Here is a 15,038-nt window from a genome sequence, read left to right on the forward strand (position 1 = left end):
TCGCGGGCAAGTCGGATCGCCGCATCGCTCGCTCCTACACACACAACAAGGAATGCGCAGTGAAAAAACTATTTGGCGCCTCACTTCTGGCCGCTGGCCTGGCACTGACCAGCGTGGCTCAAGCCGCACCGACCCTGCTCAACGTTTCCTACGACGTGATGCGCGATTTCTACAAGGACTACAACACTGCCTTCCAGAAACACTGGAAAGCCGAGCACAACGAAAACATCACCCTGCAGATGTCCTTCGGTGGCTCCAGCAAACAGGCGCGTTCCGTGATCGACGGCCTGCCAGCCGACGTCATCACCATGAACATGGCCACCGACATCAATGCCCTGGCGGACAACGGCAAACTGATCCCGGACAACTGGGTCACTCGCCTGCCGAACAACAGCGCGCCCTTCACCTCGGCCACCGTGTTCATCGTGCGCAAAGGCAACCCGAAAGCCCTGAAAGACTGGCCGGACCTGCTCAAGGATGGCGTGCAAGTGATTGTGCCGAACCCGAAAACCTCGGGCAACGGCCGCTATACCTACCTTTCGGCCTGGGGCTATGTGCTGAAAAACGGCGGTGACGAAACCAAGGCCAAGGATTTCGTTGGCAAGCTGTTCAAACAGGCGCCAGTGCTGGACACCGGTGGCCGTGCAGCCACCACCACCTTCATGACCAACCAGCTTGGCGACGTGCTGGTCACCTTTGAAAACGAAGCGGAAATGATCGCGCGCGAGTTTGGCCGCGATCAGTTCGAAGTCATCTACCCAAGCGTCTCCGCCGAAGCCGAGCCGCCGGTTTCCGTGGTCGACAAAGTAGTCGAGAAGAAAGGCACCCGCGCCGCCGCCGAGGAATACCTGAAGTATCTGTGGTCGCCGGAAGGTCAGGAGATTGCCGCGGCGAACTACCTGCGTCCGCGCGATCCGGCGGTGTTGGCGAAGTACACCGACCGCTTCCCGAAAGTGGATTTCCTGTCGGTGGAAAAGACCTTTGGTGACTGGCGTACCGTGCAGAAGACCCACTTCAATGATGGCGGGGTTTTTGATCAGATCTACAGCGGCCAGTAATCGCTAGGCCCAACGAAAAAGGCGACCGGCAGAGGTCGCTTTTTTTGTGGATTTTCTGCGGGAATGTATCATCAGGCCTCGAATTTTTGACGCAAGGTACTTCGGCAACCATGCGAGGCGGAGTTATTCATTGCGCACAGGAATAATGACTATCACGTCAATCCCTCTTCCGCCGCTTTGGCCTGCCGCTTAGCCTGCGTGCCTTCACTTCAGTTTAGCGAGACCCGTTATGCGCCCTGCAACCCAGGTGCCCCACGGCACTGCGACAATGACTCGAGGGATGGTGCTGCTATTCGCCTTCTGCTGCGGCGCCATTGTGGCCAACCTCTATTACGCCCAGCCGATCATCGAGCTGATCGCTCCGGATGTCGGCCTGACCAGCTCCATGGCCAGTTTCATCGTTTCGCTGACCCAGATCGGTTACGCGCTGGGCATGTTATTCCTGGTGCCGCTGGGTGACCTGCTCGAGAACCGCCGGCTGATGATCATCACCAGTGTGGTGGCGATTGCCAGCCTGTTGAGCGCGGCGTTCACCGATCAGCCGAACGTGTTTTTGCTGATTTCGTTGCTTGTGGGATTCAGTTCGGTGTCGGTGCAGATCCTGATTCCGCTGGCTGCGCACCTGGCCCCGGAAGAGTCTCGCGGTCGCGTGGTCGGCGGGATCATGGGCGGTTTGCTGCTGGGGATTCTGTTGGCGCGACCGGTGTCCAGCGTGGTGGCTGACCATTTCGGCTGGCGGGCGATGTTTGTGATTGCAGCGCTATTGATGGCGGCGATCAGCGTCGTTTTGGCCGTGACCATTCCCAAGCGCCAGCCAGATCACAGCGCTACTTATGGCCAGTTGCTGGGTTCTCTCTGGACCCTGTTGCGTAAAGAACCGGTACTGCGTCAACGCGCGTTTTACCAGGGTTGCATGTTCGCGACCTTCAGCCTGTTCTGGACCGCCGTACCGCTGGAACTGGCACGCAATCATGGCTTGTCGCAAACCCAGATCGCGGTTTTCGCCCTGGTCGGAGCCATCGGCGCCATTGCCGCACCCATCGCCGGTCGCCTGGCCGATGCCGGCCACACCCGCATCGCTTCGTTGCTGGCGCTGCTGTTCGCCAGCCTGAGCTTCCTGCCGGCCTTCATCCATCCGGTCTACAGCGTCATCGGCCTGGCGGTCACCGGTGTGGTACTCGACTTTTGCGTGCAGATGAACATGGTCCTCGGCCAACGCGCCGTCTACGCCCTCGACGCCAAAAGCCGCAGCCGGTTGAATGCGCTGTACATGACCAGCATCTTCATCGGCGGCGCGTTTGGTTCGTCGGTGGCCAGTGCGGTGTATGAGCATGGCGGCTGGTTGTGGATCGTGATCGTCGGCAGTGCGTTTCCATTGTTGGCGCTGTTACGATTTTTGAGTGTTTCAGAAAAGCGTACGCTCGCTACCGCGTAAACCATCAAAAGCAGTGTCGGATCACCACCCGGGCGATCCGACGATGGTGATATGGCTGACACCACTCAATGCCGAACCAGCTTCTCCATCGCCGCATCCGCCAGAAAGGAAGAGCGGCTTTTGACATTGTGCTCGCGCACATAGTGGTCGATACGCTGGATCACATAGCCCGGCAGCGTCACATTGACCTTCTCGGTCTTGCCCATATAGGGCGCGATGTCCAGCTCCAGCATGCCCCAGCCCATGTCGGCAAACTCGGGATTGTTGCGATGTGCAGCCGCCGAACTCGGCATGGGAATCGATTCCCCGTCGGCCGCCATTTCCTGCAGCATGATGTGGGCTATTTCGATTGCAGCGTTGTAGGCATCTTCAAACGTATCCCCGGCGGTTACCGCACCTGGAATATCGGGGATCTGAATACCGATGGCGGTGTTCTCGTCGCCCCACTCGATACAGATTGGATATTGCATTATGGATCTCCTGTGCAACCGGCTCGCGGGCAGATCAGCCCGGCGCGCCTCCTGATGCTTTTGACCGTCCCGATCGGTAAATCCTTTTTCGGATGAGGGACGGGAATCGTGTATGGGTTGTAGCGGTGAGTGAAGAGGTGATGACTGCCAGTGACCCGATCCAGCGTCCAGCCCGCCTCTTCCAGCTCCTTGATCAATAACCTGCTCTGCACCCCAGCCTCCTTGCTTTGGCTTCGACAAACGTAACCCTAGAGTTATCTTTACTCAAGCACAAAAATAGGAAGGACGACGTTCGGTTGTTTTACGGGGTGTGATTGAAGTTCCACCCAGCATGAAGCCCTATCCTCATCGCTTCTGAACGCCTCGCTTTGTCGATTTGATGGACTATAAAAACCGGCGCGACGCTGCCAGCGAGCGAGCAATGACGCTTCTTGCCGAGCAGGCACAGGCGTTAAGGACAGGATACGAGTGAGGCACTCCTCTTTTACCGCTGTTTATGACGCCTGTGTGCCCTACCCCGCACCCCTGAGAGATTTTCTGATGTGGCTTGCGCTTTCCGGATGTTTCAGAGCGAAATGGTCTCTGGAGATACACAACGAATGGAAGCGCAACCTGCTGAAAAACCGTCCGGATCTGACCGCAGAACAACTCGATCGCACGTCCGGGCTGATGGATCAGGCGTTACCCGACGCTTGTGTAACGGGTTACGAAAACTAAACCACACACCCATCAAATCCCACAGTGACATTCCCCGGCAACTTGCCCCGATGCTCCAGCAACCACGCATCCAGCGCATGCCCAACATGGGTCAGCACCGCCAACTCCGGTTGCAAATCTTCAATGCACCGCAACGCCAGGTTCAGATCGTTGTGGTTACGCGGCGCCTGGGGCTGTGGCGGTATCGAGCAGTCGAGTACCAAGACATCAAGGGGCGCCTGTTGCAGCCAGGTGGTGGTGGCCGGCGGCAAGCCTACGGTGTCGGTCAGGTAGGCGATACGCCGTCCCTCGCCTTCCAGCAGGTAGCCGAGGGTGGGCCTGGAGTGTTGCAGCGGTAAAGCCGTGACGCTGAGCGTGCCGAACCGGCGGGTGTCGAAGGCTTCGAACGGCTGACTGAAGTCTAGGATGCCGGGGTGTTTGTAGAGGTCGGCCAGGCCTTCCGGGTCCACCGGCCCATGCACCGGAATGACCAGCCCCTGGCCCCAGCGCAAATGCAGCAGGCCCTGGGCGTGATCGGCATGGTAGTGGGTCTGGAAAATGCCGTTGAAGCTGCGCGGCGGGAAGCGTTCGGTCAGATCCGGCAGGCCGCTGTCGATCAACCAGCGCTGGTCGCCACATTCGATCAAGGCGCTGCAGGGTCGACGCCTGCGGCGTTCGTCCTTGCGGGCCAGGTTGCAGGCCGCGCAGTCGCAACCATAGACTGGCACCTGTCGCGCATCAGCGGTGCCCAGCAGGGTCAGGCGCATTCGGATTGTCCGTCGACGCAGGCCAGCAAATGTTCGACCGTGTGTTCCAGCGGCCCGGAGTTGTCGATCACGCGCACTGCCGGATCGTGCCCGGCGAGCACGCGCTCGCTGAAGCGGGCATTGCGCGCCAGCCGCGCCTCGATCTCGGGCACCGACTCCCGCCTCCGTGCCAGCAGGCGCTGGCGCAAAACGGCTTGATCGACGGTCAGCAACAGCACGAGCAGGTTTGGATAACGCCGGCGCGTAGCCGCCAGATGGCCGCGCGAGCCATTGACCAGCACGTCCTGCCCCGCCGCCAGCCAGCCGTCGATTTCCCGCGGGATGCCATAGGCCAGGCCATTGGCATGCCAGCTCAGGGCAAACGCCCCCTGCGCCTCCAGCTCGGCAAACTGTTGCGCACTGACCCCTTGCGCCGCCTCCCCCACCGCTTCCGCCGAGCGGGTGATGACCCGTCGCACCAGGCGACAGCCGCGATCGGCCAATGGCGCTCGTGCCGCATCCAGCAGGCTGTCCTTGCCCGAACCGGAAGGTCCGATGAGATAAATCAACCTGCCTGTCATCAAAACACCCTCTTCGCCTGTCGCCAGACTTGTTGTACGACCGGCAATCCGTCCCGACTCCGGGCCTGCACCAGGTCCGCCCGCAAGCCAGGCGCAATTTCGCCGCGATCATTCAACCCTGCCGCTCTGGCCGGGGCCTGGGTGACCATGCGCACCGCCTGCGCCAGGTCGCACTGCTTGTCCTGGGAAGCCAGCAAAAACGCTGCCTGCAGCAGACTGGCCGGGTAATAGTCACTGGACAGGATATCCAGCAGCCCTGCCGCAGCCAGTTCTGCAGCGGCGACGTTACCCGAGTGGGAACCGCCGCGCACGATGTTCGGTGCGCCCATCAACACCTTCATCCCCTGTCGCCGGCTGCCCTGCGCCGCCTCGAGGGTGGTCGGGAATTCGGCGATGGTCATGCCGTAGCGGGCCGACTCTTCGACATGCGCCAGGGTCGCATCGTCATGGCTGGCCACCGAGAGGCCGAGGTCCAGGCAATGTTCCACAATCGCCGCGCGATAGCGGGTGCTGTACTGACGTGAGTTGGCCATCTGCAACTCGATGAATTCGTCCATTTGCAGGGTCGTCAGGTGGTACTTGCCCATGTAGTACTCACGGTACTTGGATTCCTGCACAAACTGGCGCTGACCCGGCGAGTGGTCCATCACCGACACCAATTGCACCAGGGGATGTTGCACCAGGTCGCGGAACACACTCAGGGTGTCCGGATGACAGAGTTCGCAGCGCAGGTGCAAACGGTGTTCTGCGCGGGTCAGCCCGGCGCTGGACGCACTGGAGATCGCCTCGAGCATCGCCGGCAATTTCTGCATGCGATTGCCCTTGGGGTTCACATCGCCGATGGACACGGCGTCGAACACCGTGGTGATGCCGGCGGCGATGATCTGCGCATCGTGGCTGAGCACCGCCGAGGTCGACGGCCAGTCGACGCCGGGACGCGGGGTCATGTGCTTTTCCAGGTTGTCGGTATGCAACTCGACCAGGCCTGGCAACAGGAAATCACCGTTCAGGTCCTGGGCCTGGGGCAACCGGCTCGGGCCTTCGGCGATGTCGGCGATCAAGCCGTCGCGCAGCACCAGGGTACCGAGGAACACGCGGTCAGCGGTGACCAGGCGGGCATTGCTGAGGATCTGTTCAGCGGGCATCGGCGTATTCCTCTTGGTTCACAGCGGCTGGGGTCATGTCGAGATGGCGATCGGCAACCGCCTCGCGGGCTGTGCGGTCGTGGAAGATGCCGATCAACGCGGCGCCTGCCGCCTTGGCTTCGTTCATCAGCTCCAGCACCACCTGGCGATTGCTGTCGTCCAGGGACGCGGTCGGTTCGTCGAGCAGCATCACCGGCCAGGTCACCATGAAGCCGCGGGCGATGTTGACCCGTTGCTGTTCGCCCCCGGAGAAGGTGCCGGGGGCCAGTTGCCAAAGGCGTTGCGGAATGTTCAAACGGCTGAGCAACAACTCGGCCCGCGATTGCGCCAGCTGTTTCGACCAGCCACGGGCCAATGCCGGTTCCATCACCACGTCCAGGCAGGCCACCCGTGGAATCACCCGCAGGAACTGACTGACATAGCCCAGGGTTCGCTGGCGCACCTGGAGAATGTCTCGCGGCTCGGCGCCCACCAGCTCCAGCCAGCCACCGTCGTGTTGCACGCGAATGCTGCCGCCGGCCGGCAGATAATTGCCATAGAGGGTGCGCAACAAGGTGCTTTTACCCGCGCCGGACTGGCCATGCAGCACCAGGCACTCACCCGCTGCCACGCTGAAATCGACCCCGCGCAGCACGTTGAGGACAACACCGTGCTGTTGATGCAAGGTGAAGGTTTTCGAGAGGTCACGGACCTCGATCAAGGTATTCATCGCTCGATTTTCCACAGATGGACAGGGCTTCACGGCTGCAACACCGAAGACACCAGCAGTTGCGAGTAAGGGTGCTGCGGATCGTCGAGGATCTGGTCGGTCAGGCCGGTTTCCACCACCCGCGAGCGCCGCATCACCATCAGCCGATCCGCCAGCAGACGCGCCACGGCCAGGTCGTGGGTGACGATGACCACCGCCAGGTCCAGTTCCCGCACCAACCCGCGCAGCAGGTCGAGCAAACGCGCCTGCACCGACACGTCGAGTCCGCCCGTCGGCTCGTCCATGAACACCAGGCGCGGGCTCGACACCAGGTTGCGGGCGATTTGCAGGCGCTGCTGCATGCCGCCGGAGAAAGTCCGAGGCAGGTCGTCGATGCGCAGCGGGTCGATTTCCACCTGGCTCAGCCAGTCGATCCCGGCACCGCGCAGTTGCTGGTAATTGCGCACGCCCTGGGCCATCAGGCGCTCGCCGATGTTGGCCCCGGCGGAAACGCCCATGCGCAAGCCGTCGCGCGGGTTCTGTTCGACGAAGCCCCATTCGGTGCGCAGCAACGTTCTGCGCTCGGCTTCGCTGGCGCTGTACAGATCGAGCCATTGCCTCTGCTTGTCGCGGTAACCGATGCTGCCGCGTTGGGGCGGCAGGCGTCCGCTGAGCAACGAGAGCAAGGTCGACTTGCCGGAACCGGACTCGCCGACAATTCCCAGTACCTCACCCGGGTACAGGTCGAAACTGACGCCTTGGCAGCCCTTGTCCGGGCCGTACAACAGCGACAAGTCCTGCACTCGCAGCAAGGGTTCGGCGGTGATGGTAGACGGTTGATTCTTCAGCGCCTGGTTCATTGGCCCTGCTCCTGCTGGCTGACGCGCTGGGCGCAGTAATAGGTGTCGGAACAGACGAAGCGCTGGGTTCCGGCGTCGTCGACGATCAACTCGTCGAGGAAGGAATCGCGGCTGACGCAAATGGCACAGCACTGGTCCCACTTCTGCACTTCGAAGGGGTGATCCTCGAAGTCGAGGCTGGTGACCCGGGTGTACGGCGGCACCGCGTACAAGCGTTTCTCCCGGCCGGCGCCGAACAGCATCAGCGCCGGGCTCATGTCGAGTTTCGGGTTGTCGAATTTGGGGATTGGCGACGGGTCCATCACGTAGCGCTCGTCGACCATCACCGGGTAGGCATACGCGGTGGCGATGTGGCCGAAGGTGGCGATGTCTTCGTAGAGTTTGACGTGCATCACCCCGTAATCATTGAGTGCGTGCATGGTCCGGGTCTCGGTTTCCGAGGGTTCGATAAAGCGCAACGGCTCGGGGATCGGCACCTGATAGACCATGATCTGGTCGGCGTGCAGCGGGGTTTCCGGGATGCGGTGGCGGGTCTGGATCACCGTGGCATCCGGGGTGCTTTCGGTGGTCGCGACACCGGCCGTGCGGGCGAAGAAGCGGCGGATCGACACCGCATTGGTGGTGTCGTCCGCGCCTTGGTCGATGACTTTGAGCACGTCGTCGTCGCCGAGAATGGCCGCGGTCAATTGCATGCCGCCGGTACCCCAGCCGTAAGGCAGCGGCATCTCGCGCCCGCCGAACGGTACCTGATAACCGGGGATAGCCACGGCCTTGAGCAAGGCGCGACGGATCATGCGCTTGGTCTGCTCGTCGAGATAGGCGAAGTTGTACGCCGCATCGCGCGAAAGCGCCCGGCCCTTCATGGGGTTGCTCAGGTCATTCATGGCTGCGCCCCTCGGCAGGTTTGCGAAGTTTGCGGATCAGTTCCAGTTCGGCCTGGAAATCCACGTAGTGCGGTAACTTGAGGTGCGAGACGAAACCGGCAGCCTCGACGTTGTCACAGTGCATCAGCACGAATTCTTCCTGCTGCGCCGGGGACACGATCTCTTCGTTGTACTCCTCGGCCCGCAACGCACGGTCGACCAGCGCCATGCCCATGGCCTTGCGCTCGGCGTGGCCGAAGGCCAAGCCATAACCGCGGGTGAACTGCGCCAACTCGGTGGCGGAGCCGACGAACTGGTTGACCATTTCGCATTCGGTGACTTCGATGTTGCCCAGCCAGATGGGGAAGCCCAGCTCTTCGGGATCGATCCACACCTGCACTTCACCGATGCGAATCTCACCGGCGAACGGATGGTTGCGGCCATAGCCCCGTTGAGTGGAATACCCCAGCGCCAGCAGAAAACCTTCATCGCCACGGGCCAGGGCTTGCAGGCGCTCGGCGCGACTGGCGGGCAGTTCCAGCGGGTCGCGGGTGATGTCAGCGACGCTGTCGCTGTTGTCGGCCTCGCTTTTGATCAGGCCTTCCCTGGCCAATAAACCGAGGACCCGTGGGCAGGGTTCCAGGCTGGCATCCGGTGCGACGGCCGGCCCCGGATAATCGCCTTCGGCAAGCAACGCAAAGTCCAGCAGACGATGGGTGTAATCGAAGGTCGGCCCCAGCAACTGCCCGCCCGGCACGTCCTTGAAGGTGGCCGACAGGCGTCGACTGAGTTGCATGTTTGAGGTGTCGATAGGCAGGCTCGGGCTGAAGCGCGGCAACGTGGTGCGATAGGCCCGCAGCAGGAAGATCGCCTCGACCAGATCCCCCGCCGCTTGCTTGATTGCCAGTGCGGCCAGTTCCTCGTCGTACAGCGAACCTTCGCTCATCACCCGGGCCACAGCCAGGGGCAGTTGCTGGCGGATCTGCTCGACGCCGAGTTCAGTGACCGCCGTATCGCCCCGGCGTTTTTTCGCCAGCAGACGGTGGGCGTTGTCGATGGCCTGTTCGCCACCCTTGACGGCTACGTACATCAGACAGGCTCCTGGTGTGTGCGGATGACCCGCGTGCTGCGCGGCAGGCCGATAACGTCGTGACCGGCGCTGAAAAACACATCCAGTCCACGGGGAAAGCCGTTGCGCTGTTCACGTTCGCGCCAGAATTCGTCGACCACGGGCAGAGTGACGCAGTGCTCGGCTTCGATCCCCGGCCCGCGCCAGGCCAGCCCTGCCCCGCCGCCCAGGTCCGGCAGCTGAACCAACAAGGTGCAGGACTGATCGGGGTAGCGGTCATTGCCATGATCGAAACCGCTCAGGTCGGTCAGATCGTCGGCGGCGAGCAAGGCAAACCGTGCGTCTTTTTGGTTGGCGGTGATCGGGCAACCACAATGAAATGCCAGGTTGGCGCGGATCACCGGGGTGTCGAAAGACGGCGCCAGCCACAGCGGCGTGTCGGCATCCAGCAAGGCCAGGCACAACCCGTAAGTCGCCGGCGCCAGCCCGTCAAGGCTTGGGGAGGCGTGCAGGGACTGGATCGATCCGGGGCCGGCCAGCGCCTTGAGCGCGGCGCGAAAACCGCGCTGAGCATCCAGCACCGGGTCGTTGAACGCCGGTTGCAACAACTGTGCGTGCATCAGTTTTCTCCTCGCACGAGGGTGAAGAATTCGACTTTGGTGGCGGCGGTTTCCGCCTCTTTCTGCGCCCGGCGTTGCGCCTGGGCGTTTGCCAGCGGCGTGATCACTTCATCGAGCCAATGACGCTGTTGCGCCCCCTGCAAATGCGCATCGGCCAGAGCGGCCAACTCGGCGTGGACCTTGTCCCGGCCCGCCAGGTAGCTGTAACCGGTACGCCCATCGGCCAGGCGCACCACGCAACGGGTCACGCTCATTTCGCCGACGTTGAAGGGCGCACCGTTGCCGCCCATGCGGCCACGGACCAGGGTCATGCCGATTTCCGGGGCGCGGATCAGTTGGTATTCAATGTCGCGCAGCGCGGCATCAAAGGGCTGCAATTCGCTGCGACGGGCGCGGGCCAGCACGCCGATCCAGCGTTGCCGCTCGTGAGGAACAGGGTTCATGGTTGAGTTCTCCATCAAATGACGACCTGGTACTGGAAGCGATCCGAACGGCTGGTGGACTGGGCCAACTCCACCGGACGGCCGTCGCGATCGCGGGAAAGGGTGAACACACTCAGCGCCGGCAAATGCCGGGGCATCATCAACAACGCGGCTTCTTCACGGCTGGGTAAACGGGCGCCGATCAGGCTCAGGGTGCGGGTCAGCGGCAGGTCCCGTTCGCTCAAGTACTGGCGCAGGGAACCGCCGGTGTAGTCCGCCAGCAACGGCGCGTGGCTGGCGCAATAGCGATGGCGGATCAGGCTGACCGGCTGGTGATCGAGCTTGCGCAGGGTTTGCAATTCGATCATTGGCGCCATCTCGGCAATGCCAAGGTGTTGCGCCTCTTCGCGGCTGGCGAAGCAGTAACGACGCTTGAGCAGCACCGCCTCCACGCCCAGGCCCTGGGCCGACAACGACTGGCTGTAGGCACTGTCGGCCGCCATCGGATAAATCAGCGGCCGCTCCAGCACCTGCGTGCCCTTGCCCTGGCGGCGCAACAGGCTGCCTTCGAACACCAGCTCATCGATGGCGCGGCGCAAGGTATGGCGGTTGACCCCGAAACGTTCGGCCAGCTGCACCTCTGCCGGCAGGAAATCCCCGGCCTGATAATCGGCCAGCTCGCGGCGCAGGATGTCCGCCAGTTCGCGGTACACCGGTTCATCTTGTCTAGACAACTGCATGCTTTAAAAAAAGCGCCCAGGGGCACCCCTCCGAAATTCAGATGAACCGCTTGCGCAGGCGTTGCGACAGGATGTCGATCAGGCTGACCACGACGATGATTACCAGCAACACCGCACAGGTCTGGACGAACTGAAAGGCGCGGATGTTCTCCCACAGAATCACGCCGATCCCGCCGGCACCGACCATCCCCACCACCGTCGCCGAGCGCACGTTGGCCTCGAAGCGGTAGAGCGCGTAGGAGACCCAGAGCGGCATCACTTGCGGAATCACGCCGTAGATCACCTCTTGCAGGGCGCTGGCGCCGGTAGCGCGAACACCTTCCACCGGGCCCGGGTCGATGGCCTCGACCGCTTCGGCGAACAGCTTGGCCAGCACCCCGGTGGTGCTGATCCACAGCGCCAGCACCCCGGCAAACGGCCCCAGCCCGACCGCCACCACGAACAACATGGCGAACACCATTTCGTTGATCGAACGGAAGGCATCCATCACCCGCCGCAGCGGCTGGTGAATCCACCAGGGTGTGATGTTCTCGGAGCAGAGAATCCCCAGGGGAATCGAGCAGACAATCGCCAACACCGTGCCCCACAGGGCGATTTGTACGGTGACGATCATTTCCTTGAGGTAGGCGCGCCATTCGTGGAAGTCAGGCGGGAAGAAATCGGCGGCGAAGGTCGCCATGTTTCCCGAATCGCGGTACAGCGCCATCGGGTTCATTTCGGCACCGCGCCAGGCCCAGGCCAGCAGGACCAGGAACAGGCCCCAACCGGCGTACTGCGGCCAGGTACGCTTGCCGACAGCTTCAGCGTGCAGAGTGGTCATAAGGTTTCTCTAAATCGGTTTAAAGAGGCGCGACACATGAGTAATGCCTGGTGCAGAACCTGTGGGAGCGGGCTTGCCCGCGAAGGCGCCGGCCCATGCACCATCGATGTCGACTGACACACCGCCATCGCGGGCAAGCCCGCTCCCACATGAATTGCGCCGTGAATCAACCGGCGTTGGCGGTCTTTTTATCGGTGGATTTCTCAAGGAGGGTCAGGCGTTCTTGCAGCTTTGCCAGTTCGGCATCGATCTCGGCCAGGCGCTTGGCCTTGTCCGCCGCCTCAAGCTTGCTGTCGGCATCGATCGTGGTGCGCAGCTTGAACAGCTCAAGCTGACGGATCGGCAGTAACTGGTCGTCGGTGGAGGCCAGGAACTTGCCCAGTTGCATGCCCTTGAGCACCGCTTTCTCGGACTCGGTGTCGCCATAGCTGAAGATGAAATCGCGGATCTTTTGCTTCTCGCCGTCGCTCAGGGCCTTGCTCCACACCAGGGGATCGGCGGGGATCAGCGGCGACTTCCAGATCACCTTGAGCAGTGCCGCCTTGTCGGGTTGCGTGACCTCCAGGCGATCCCAGCTTTCAGTGTTGAAGGTCGCTACATCCAGTTGCCCCTTGGCCACGCTCAGGGCGTTGACCTCATGGCTGGAATTGAGGGTGCGCTTGAACGCGGTGGCCGCATCGACACCGTTCTTGGCGAACACGTAGTAGCCAGGCACCAGATAGCCCGAGGTAGAGTTCGGATCACCGTTGCCGAAGGTCAGGGTCTTGGCGTTTTTCAGCATGTCGTCGACGGAGTTGATCGGGCTGTCCTTGCGCACGATCAGCACGCTCCAGTAGCCGGTGGCGCCACTGGCGGCAGCGGTCTGGGCGAAGATCTCGCCGTTGGAACGGTCCACCGCTTCGATGGCGGCCTTGTTGCCCAGCCAGGCGACGTCGACCTTGTTGAAGCGCATGCCCTGGATCAGCCCGGCATAGTCGGAGGCGAAGGTGGCGTTGATTTTCAGGCCGGTCTTCTTGTGCATGTCATCCAGAAACGGCTGCCAGATGCTCTTGAGGTTCTGCGAAGACTCAGTGGACATGATGCCGAAGTTGATGGCTTTTTCTTCAGCCTGGGCGGTGCCCAGTACGCAGCTTGCAAGAAGTGTTGCGCCAGCAAAAACGCGACCGATACGGTTCAACATGGAGAGAATTCCTGAGGGTGCAAAATGGGGGTGTTCACACGCGAGCCAGCACCAGCCGGGGCGCGGGTTCGGGGCGGCGGGCCTGGTCGGAAAACATCAGGCTGGCGTCGAGGTCGGCGCCATACAGGTCATTGAGGAACTGACTGCTCAGGTCGGCGGCAGGGCCATCGAAATGGATGCGCCCGCCCTTGAGCGCCACGGCACGGGGGCAATAACGTGTGGCGTAATCGACCTGATGCAGGGTCACCACCACGGTCTTGCCGTCGCGGCGGTTGATGTCGGCGAGGATCTCCATGACCTTGCGCGCCGACTCCGGGTCCAGGGAGGCGATGGGCTCGTCGGCCAGAATCACCTCGGCACGCTGGGTCAATGCCCGGGCAATCGCCACCCGTTGCTGCTGGCCGCCGGACAAGGTCGACGCCCGTTGCTCCGCCAGGTCGGCCAGGCCGACCCGGTCCAGGGACTCCATGGCGAACTGTTTTTCCTCGGCATTGAACAGACTCAGATTGCCGCGCCAGCGTGGCATGCGCCCCAGGCAACCGAGCAGCACGTTATCGAGCACGCTGAGGCGGTTGACCAGGTTGAACTGCTGAAAGATGTAGCCGATATCGGCGCGCAGGCGACGGACCTTGCCATTGAGCCGGCCGGACGCCTGCACTTCCCGCCCCAGCACCTTGACGCTACCGCCGTTGTTGCGATCGCAACAGGCCAGGCCCGCGAGGTGCCGCAACAAGGTGGATTTGCCGGAGCCGGAAGCGCCGATCAGCGCGACCATCTCACCGGCACCGATGGTGAGTTGGAGGTCGACCAGTGCGGTCTTGCGCGCAAAGGTCTTGTTCAGATGATCGACATGGATAGCTGCGTTCATGGGCTTCTCTGTCTGGTTGAACAGCCGTCCCTGGCCGCTTTGAAGTTCAACCGACTTTAGGCAAAGGCTGTGTCAGCCCTATGACTTGCACATGTCGCTGGATCATCTATTTGATGAAGGTTTTGTGAAAGGTTGAGCCGCAAAGGTCAGCCGCACACTGTGTGAGCCACATCTGTCCCCTGTGGGAGCGAGCTTGCTCGCGATGGGGGCGGCACAGCCAATATCAATGTCAACAGACACTCAGCTAGCGTCGGAACGCCGCCCGGAGCAAGTTCGCTCCCACAGGGTATTGGGTGAATCCACAGTCTATTTCTCTGCAGGCATAAAAAAGGCGACCCGAAGGTCGCCTTGTTCTGTGCTGACTGCTATTGCCCGAACTGCCGTCCCAACCCACCCGGCACACCCTGGATAGTGGTGTCTTCCCACGGCCCGTTCGGGCTGATCGAACGGCTCCAGCCGTTGTTCCAGCGGTAGTAGGTGCGCTGGCGGTAGAAGGTGTTGGTCTGGTCTTCAAGCACGTACACGCCGAGCTTGGGATCCCAGTGGCTGTTGCCGCCGGGCGGCGGGGCGAAGCTGGCGGAGGTGCGAGGCAGCGGTTTGGCGGGCTTGGCCGGAATGCTCGGCTTGCTCGGCGTCGGCGAGGTAGACGGCGTCGGGCGGGGCTGCGAGGGCGGGATCGGCGGCAGTGGCCGCGGCGTCGGCTCGGGCCGCTGGACCGCGCAAGCGCTTAACCCCAAAACCATACTGAGCAGGGTGATTCGAGCGAAGGCGGTCATG

At 62.2% G+C, this 15,038-nt stretch carries 18 protein-coding genes and 2 pseudogenes; 4 read left to right on the forward strand and 16 right to left on the reverse strand.

Annotated elements, in window-relative coordinates; translation table 11 throughout:
* Positions 1–59: 59 nt before the first annotated feature.
* Both PMA3_RS21385 and PMA3_RS21390 read left to right on the forward strand, forming a co-directional pair.
* A complete protein-coding gene (locus PMA3_RS21385) occupies positions 60–1,058 on the forward strand; it encodes a sulfate ABC transporter substrate-binding protein (protein ID WP_064680773.1) in 999 nt (332 codons plus the stop codon).
* Positions 1,059–1,287: 229 nt separating this feature from the next.
* A complete protein-coding gene (locus PMA3_RS21390; RefSeq protein ID WP_064679055.1) occupies positions 1,288–2,493 on the forward strand; it encodes an MFS transporter in 1,206 nt (401 codons plus the stop codon).
* A 65-nt stretch (positions 2,494–2,558) separates the two neighbouring features.
* Here PMA3_RS21390 and PMA3_RS21395 read toward each other — a convergent pair whose 3' ends face one another.
* Together PMA3_RS21395 and PMA3_RS21400 are read right to left on the reverse strand one after the other, a co-directional pair.
* On the reverse strand, positions 2,559–2,963 hold the full coding sequence (locus PMA3_RS21395) for a type II toxin-antitoxin system HicB family antitoxin (RefSeq protein ID WP_064679056.1): 405 nt from the start codon (positions 2,961–2,963) through the stop codon (positions 2,559–2,561).
* Positions 2,963–3,175, reverse strand: a complete 213-nt coding sequence (locus PMA3_RS21400; protein WP_064679057.1) for a type II toxin-antitoxin system HicA family toxin — start codon at positions 3,173–3,175, stop codon at positions 2,963–2,965. Before PMA3_RS21400 ends, PMA3_RS21395 begins: the two co-directional genes overlap by 1 nt.
* Before the next feature lie 152 nt (positions 3,176–3,327).
* Between PMA3_RS21400 and PMA3_RS33230 the strand changes: the two are divergent.
* A pseudogene (locus PMA3_RS33230) lies at positions 3,328–3,435 on the forward strand (DNA-binding protein); the annotation flags it as partial.
* A pseudogene (locus PMA3_RS32960) lies at positions 3,432–3,677 on the forward strand (PIN domain-containing protein); the annotation flags it as partial. The pseudogenes PMA3_RS33230 and PMA3_RS32960, both read left to right, overlap by 4 nt.
* On the opposite strand, the gene phnP reads toward PMA3_RS32960, so the two are convergent.
* The 14 genes from phnP to PMA3_RS21475 all read right to left on the reverse strand — a co-directional run bounded on the left by phnP (position 3,677) and on the right by PMA3_RS21475 (position 15,037).
* Positions 3,677–4,426: a phosphonate metabolism protein PhnP gene (gene phnP, locus PMA3_RS21410; protein WP_064679058.1), complete on the reverse strand. Its 750-nt coding sequence runs from the start codon at positions 4,424–4,426 to the stop codon at positions 3,677–3,679. The pseudogene PMA3_RS32960 and the gene phnP overlap by 1 nt on opposite strands.
* A complete protein-coding gene (phnN, locus tag PMA3_RS21415) occupies positions 4,417–4,986 on the reverse strand; it encodes a phosphonate metabolism protein/1,5-bisphosphokinase (PRPP-forming) PhnN (protein ID WP_064679059.1) in 570 nt (189 codons plus the stop codon). Before phnN ends, phnP begins: the two co-directional genes overlap by 10 nt.
* Positions 4,986–6,131, reverse strand: coding sequence for an alpha-D-ribose 1-methylphosphonate 5-triphosphate diphosphatase (locus PMA3_RS21420; protein ID WP_064679060.1), 1,146 nt, complete (start codon positions 6,129–6,131; stop codon positions 4,986–4,988). Before PMA3_RS21420 ends, phnN begins: the two co-directional genes overlap by 1 nt.
* Positions 6,121–6,840, reverse strand: coding sequence for a phosphonate C-P lyase system protein PhnL (gene phnL / locus PMA3_RS21425; RefSeq protein WP_064679061.1), 720 nt, complete (start codon positions 6,838–6,840; stop codon positions 6,121–6,123). The genes PMA3_RS21420 and phnL overlap by 11 nt, the downstream gene beginning before the upstream one ends.
* A gap of 29 nt (positions 6,841–6,869) precedes the next feature.
* Complete coding sequence (phnK, locus tag PMA3_RS21430; protein WP_064679062.1) at positions 6,870–7,679, reverse strand: phosphonate C-P lyase system protein PhnK; 810 nt, start codon at positions 7,677–7,679, stop codon at positions 6,870–6,872.
* Positions 7,676–8,542 carry an alpha-D-ribose 1-methylphosphonate 5-phosphate C-P-lyase PhnJ gene (locus PMA3_RS21435; RefSeq protein WP_162493655.1) on the reverse strand — a complete coding sequence of 289 codons (867 nt, stop codon included), beginning with the start codon at positions 8,540–8,542 and terminating at the stop codon, positions 7,676–7,678. The genes phnK and PMA3_RS21435 overlap by 4 nt, the downstream gene beginning before the upstream one ends.
* Positions 8,543–8,555: 13 nt before the next feature.
* Entirely contained in the window at positions 8,556–9,632 is a 1,077-nt protein-coding gene (locus PMA3_RS21440) for a carbon-phosphorus lyase complex subunit (RefSeq protein ID WP_064679064.1), read from the reverse strand.
* Complete coding sequence (phnH, locus tag PMA3_RS21445; RefSeq protein ID WP_064679065.1) at positions 9,632–10,231, reverse strand: phosphonate C-P lyase system protein PhnH; 600 nt, start codon at positions 10,229–10,231, stop codon at positions 9,632–9,634. Before phnH ends, PMA3_RS21440 begins: the two co-directional genes overlap by 1 nt.
* A complete protein-coding gene (gene phnG, locus PMA3_RS21450) occupies positions 10,231–10,674 on the reverse strand; it encodes a phosphonate C-P lyase system protein PhnG (protein ID WP_064679066.1) in 444 nt (147 codons plus the stop codon). Before phnG ends, phnH begins: the two co-directional genes overlap by 1 nt.
* A gap of 14 nt (positions 10,675–10,688) precedes the next feature.
* On the reverse strand, positions 10,689–11,393 hold the full coding sequence (gene phnF / locus PMA3_RS21455) for a phosphonate metabolism transcriptional regulator PhnF (RefSeq protein ID WP_082930389.1): 705 nt from the start codon (positions 11,391–11,393) through the stop codon (positions 10,689–10,691).
* A 37-nt stretch (positions 11,394–11,430) separates the two neighbouring features.
* A complete protein-coding gene (gene phnE / locus PMA3_RS21460; RefSeq protein WP_064679068.1) occupies positions 11,431–12,213 on the reverse strand; it encodes a phosphonate ABC transporter, permease protein PhnE in 783 nt (260 codons plus the stop codon).
* A 166-nt stretch (positions 12,214–12,379) separates the two neighbouring features.
* A complete protein-coding gene (phnD, locus tag PMA3_RS21465; RefSeq protein ID WP_064679069.1) occupies positions 12,380–13,393 on the reverse strand; it encodes a phosphonate ABC transporter substrate-binding protein in 1,014 nt (337 codons plus the stop codon).
* A 34-nt stretch (positions 13,394–13,427) separates the two neighbouring features.
* Positions 13,428–14,261, reverse strand: a complete 834-nt coding sequence (gene phnC, locus PMA3_RS21470) for a phosphonate ABC transporter ATP-binding protein (RefSeq protein ID WP_064679070.1) — start codon at positions 14,259–14,261, stop codon at positions 13,428–13,430.
* Positions 14,262–14,626: 365 nt separating this feature from the next.
* The gene (locus PMA3_RS21475; protein WP_064679071.1) at positions 14,627–15,037 is read right to left on the reverse strand and encodes a hypothetical protein; all 411 of its coding nucleotides are present in this window, start codon (positions 15,035–15,037) and stop codon (positions 14,627–14,629) included.
* Position 15,038 lies beyond the last annotated feature (1 nt).

Source organism: Pseudomonas silesiensis, assembly GCF_001661075.1.
Lineage (GTDB): Bacteria > Pseudomonadota > Gammaproteobacteria > Pseudomonadales > Pseudomonadaceae > Aquipseudomonas > Aquipseudomonas silesiensis.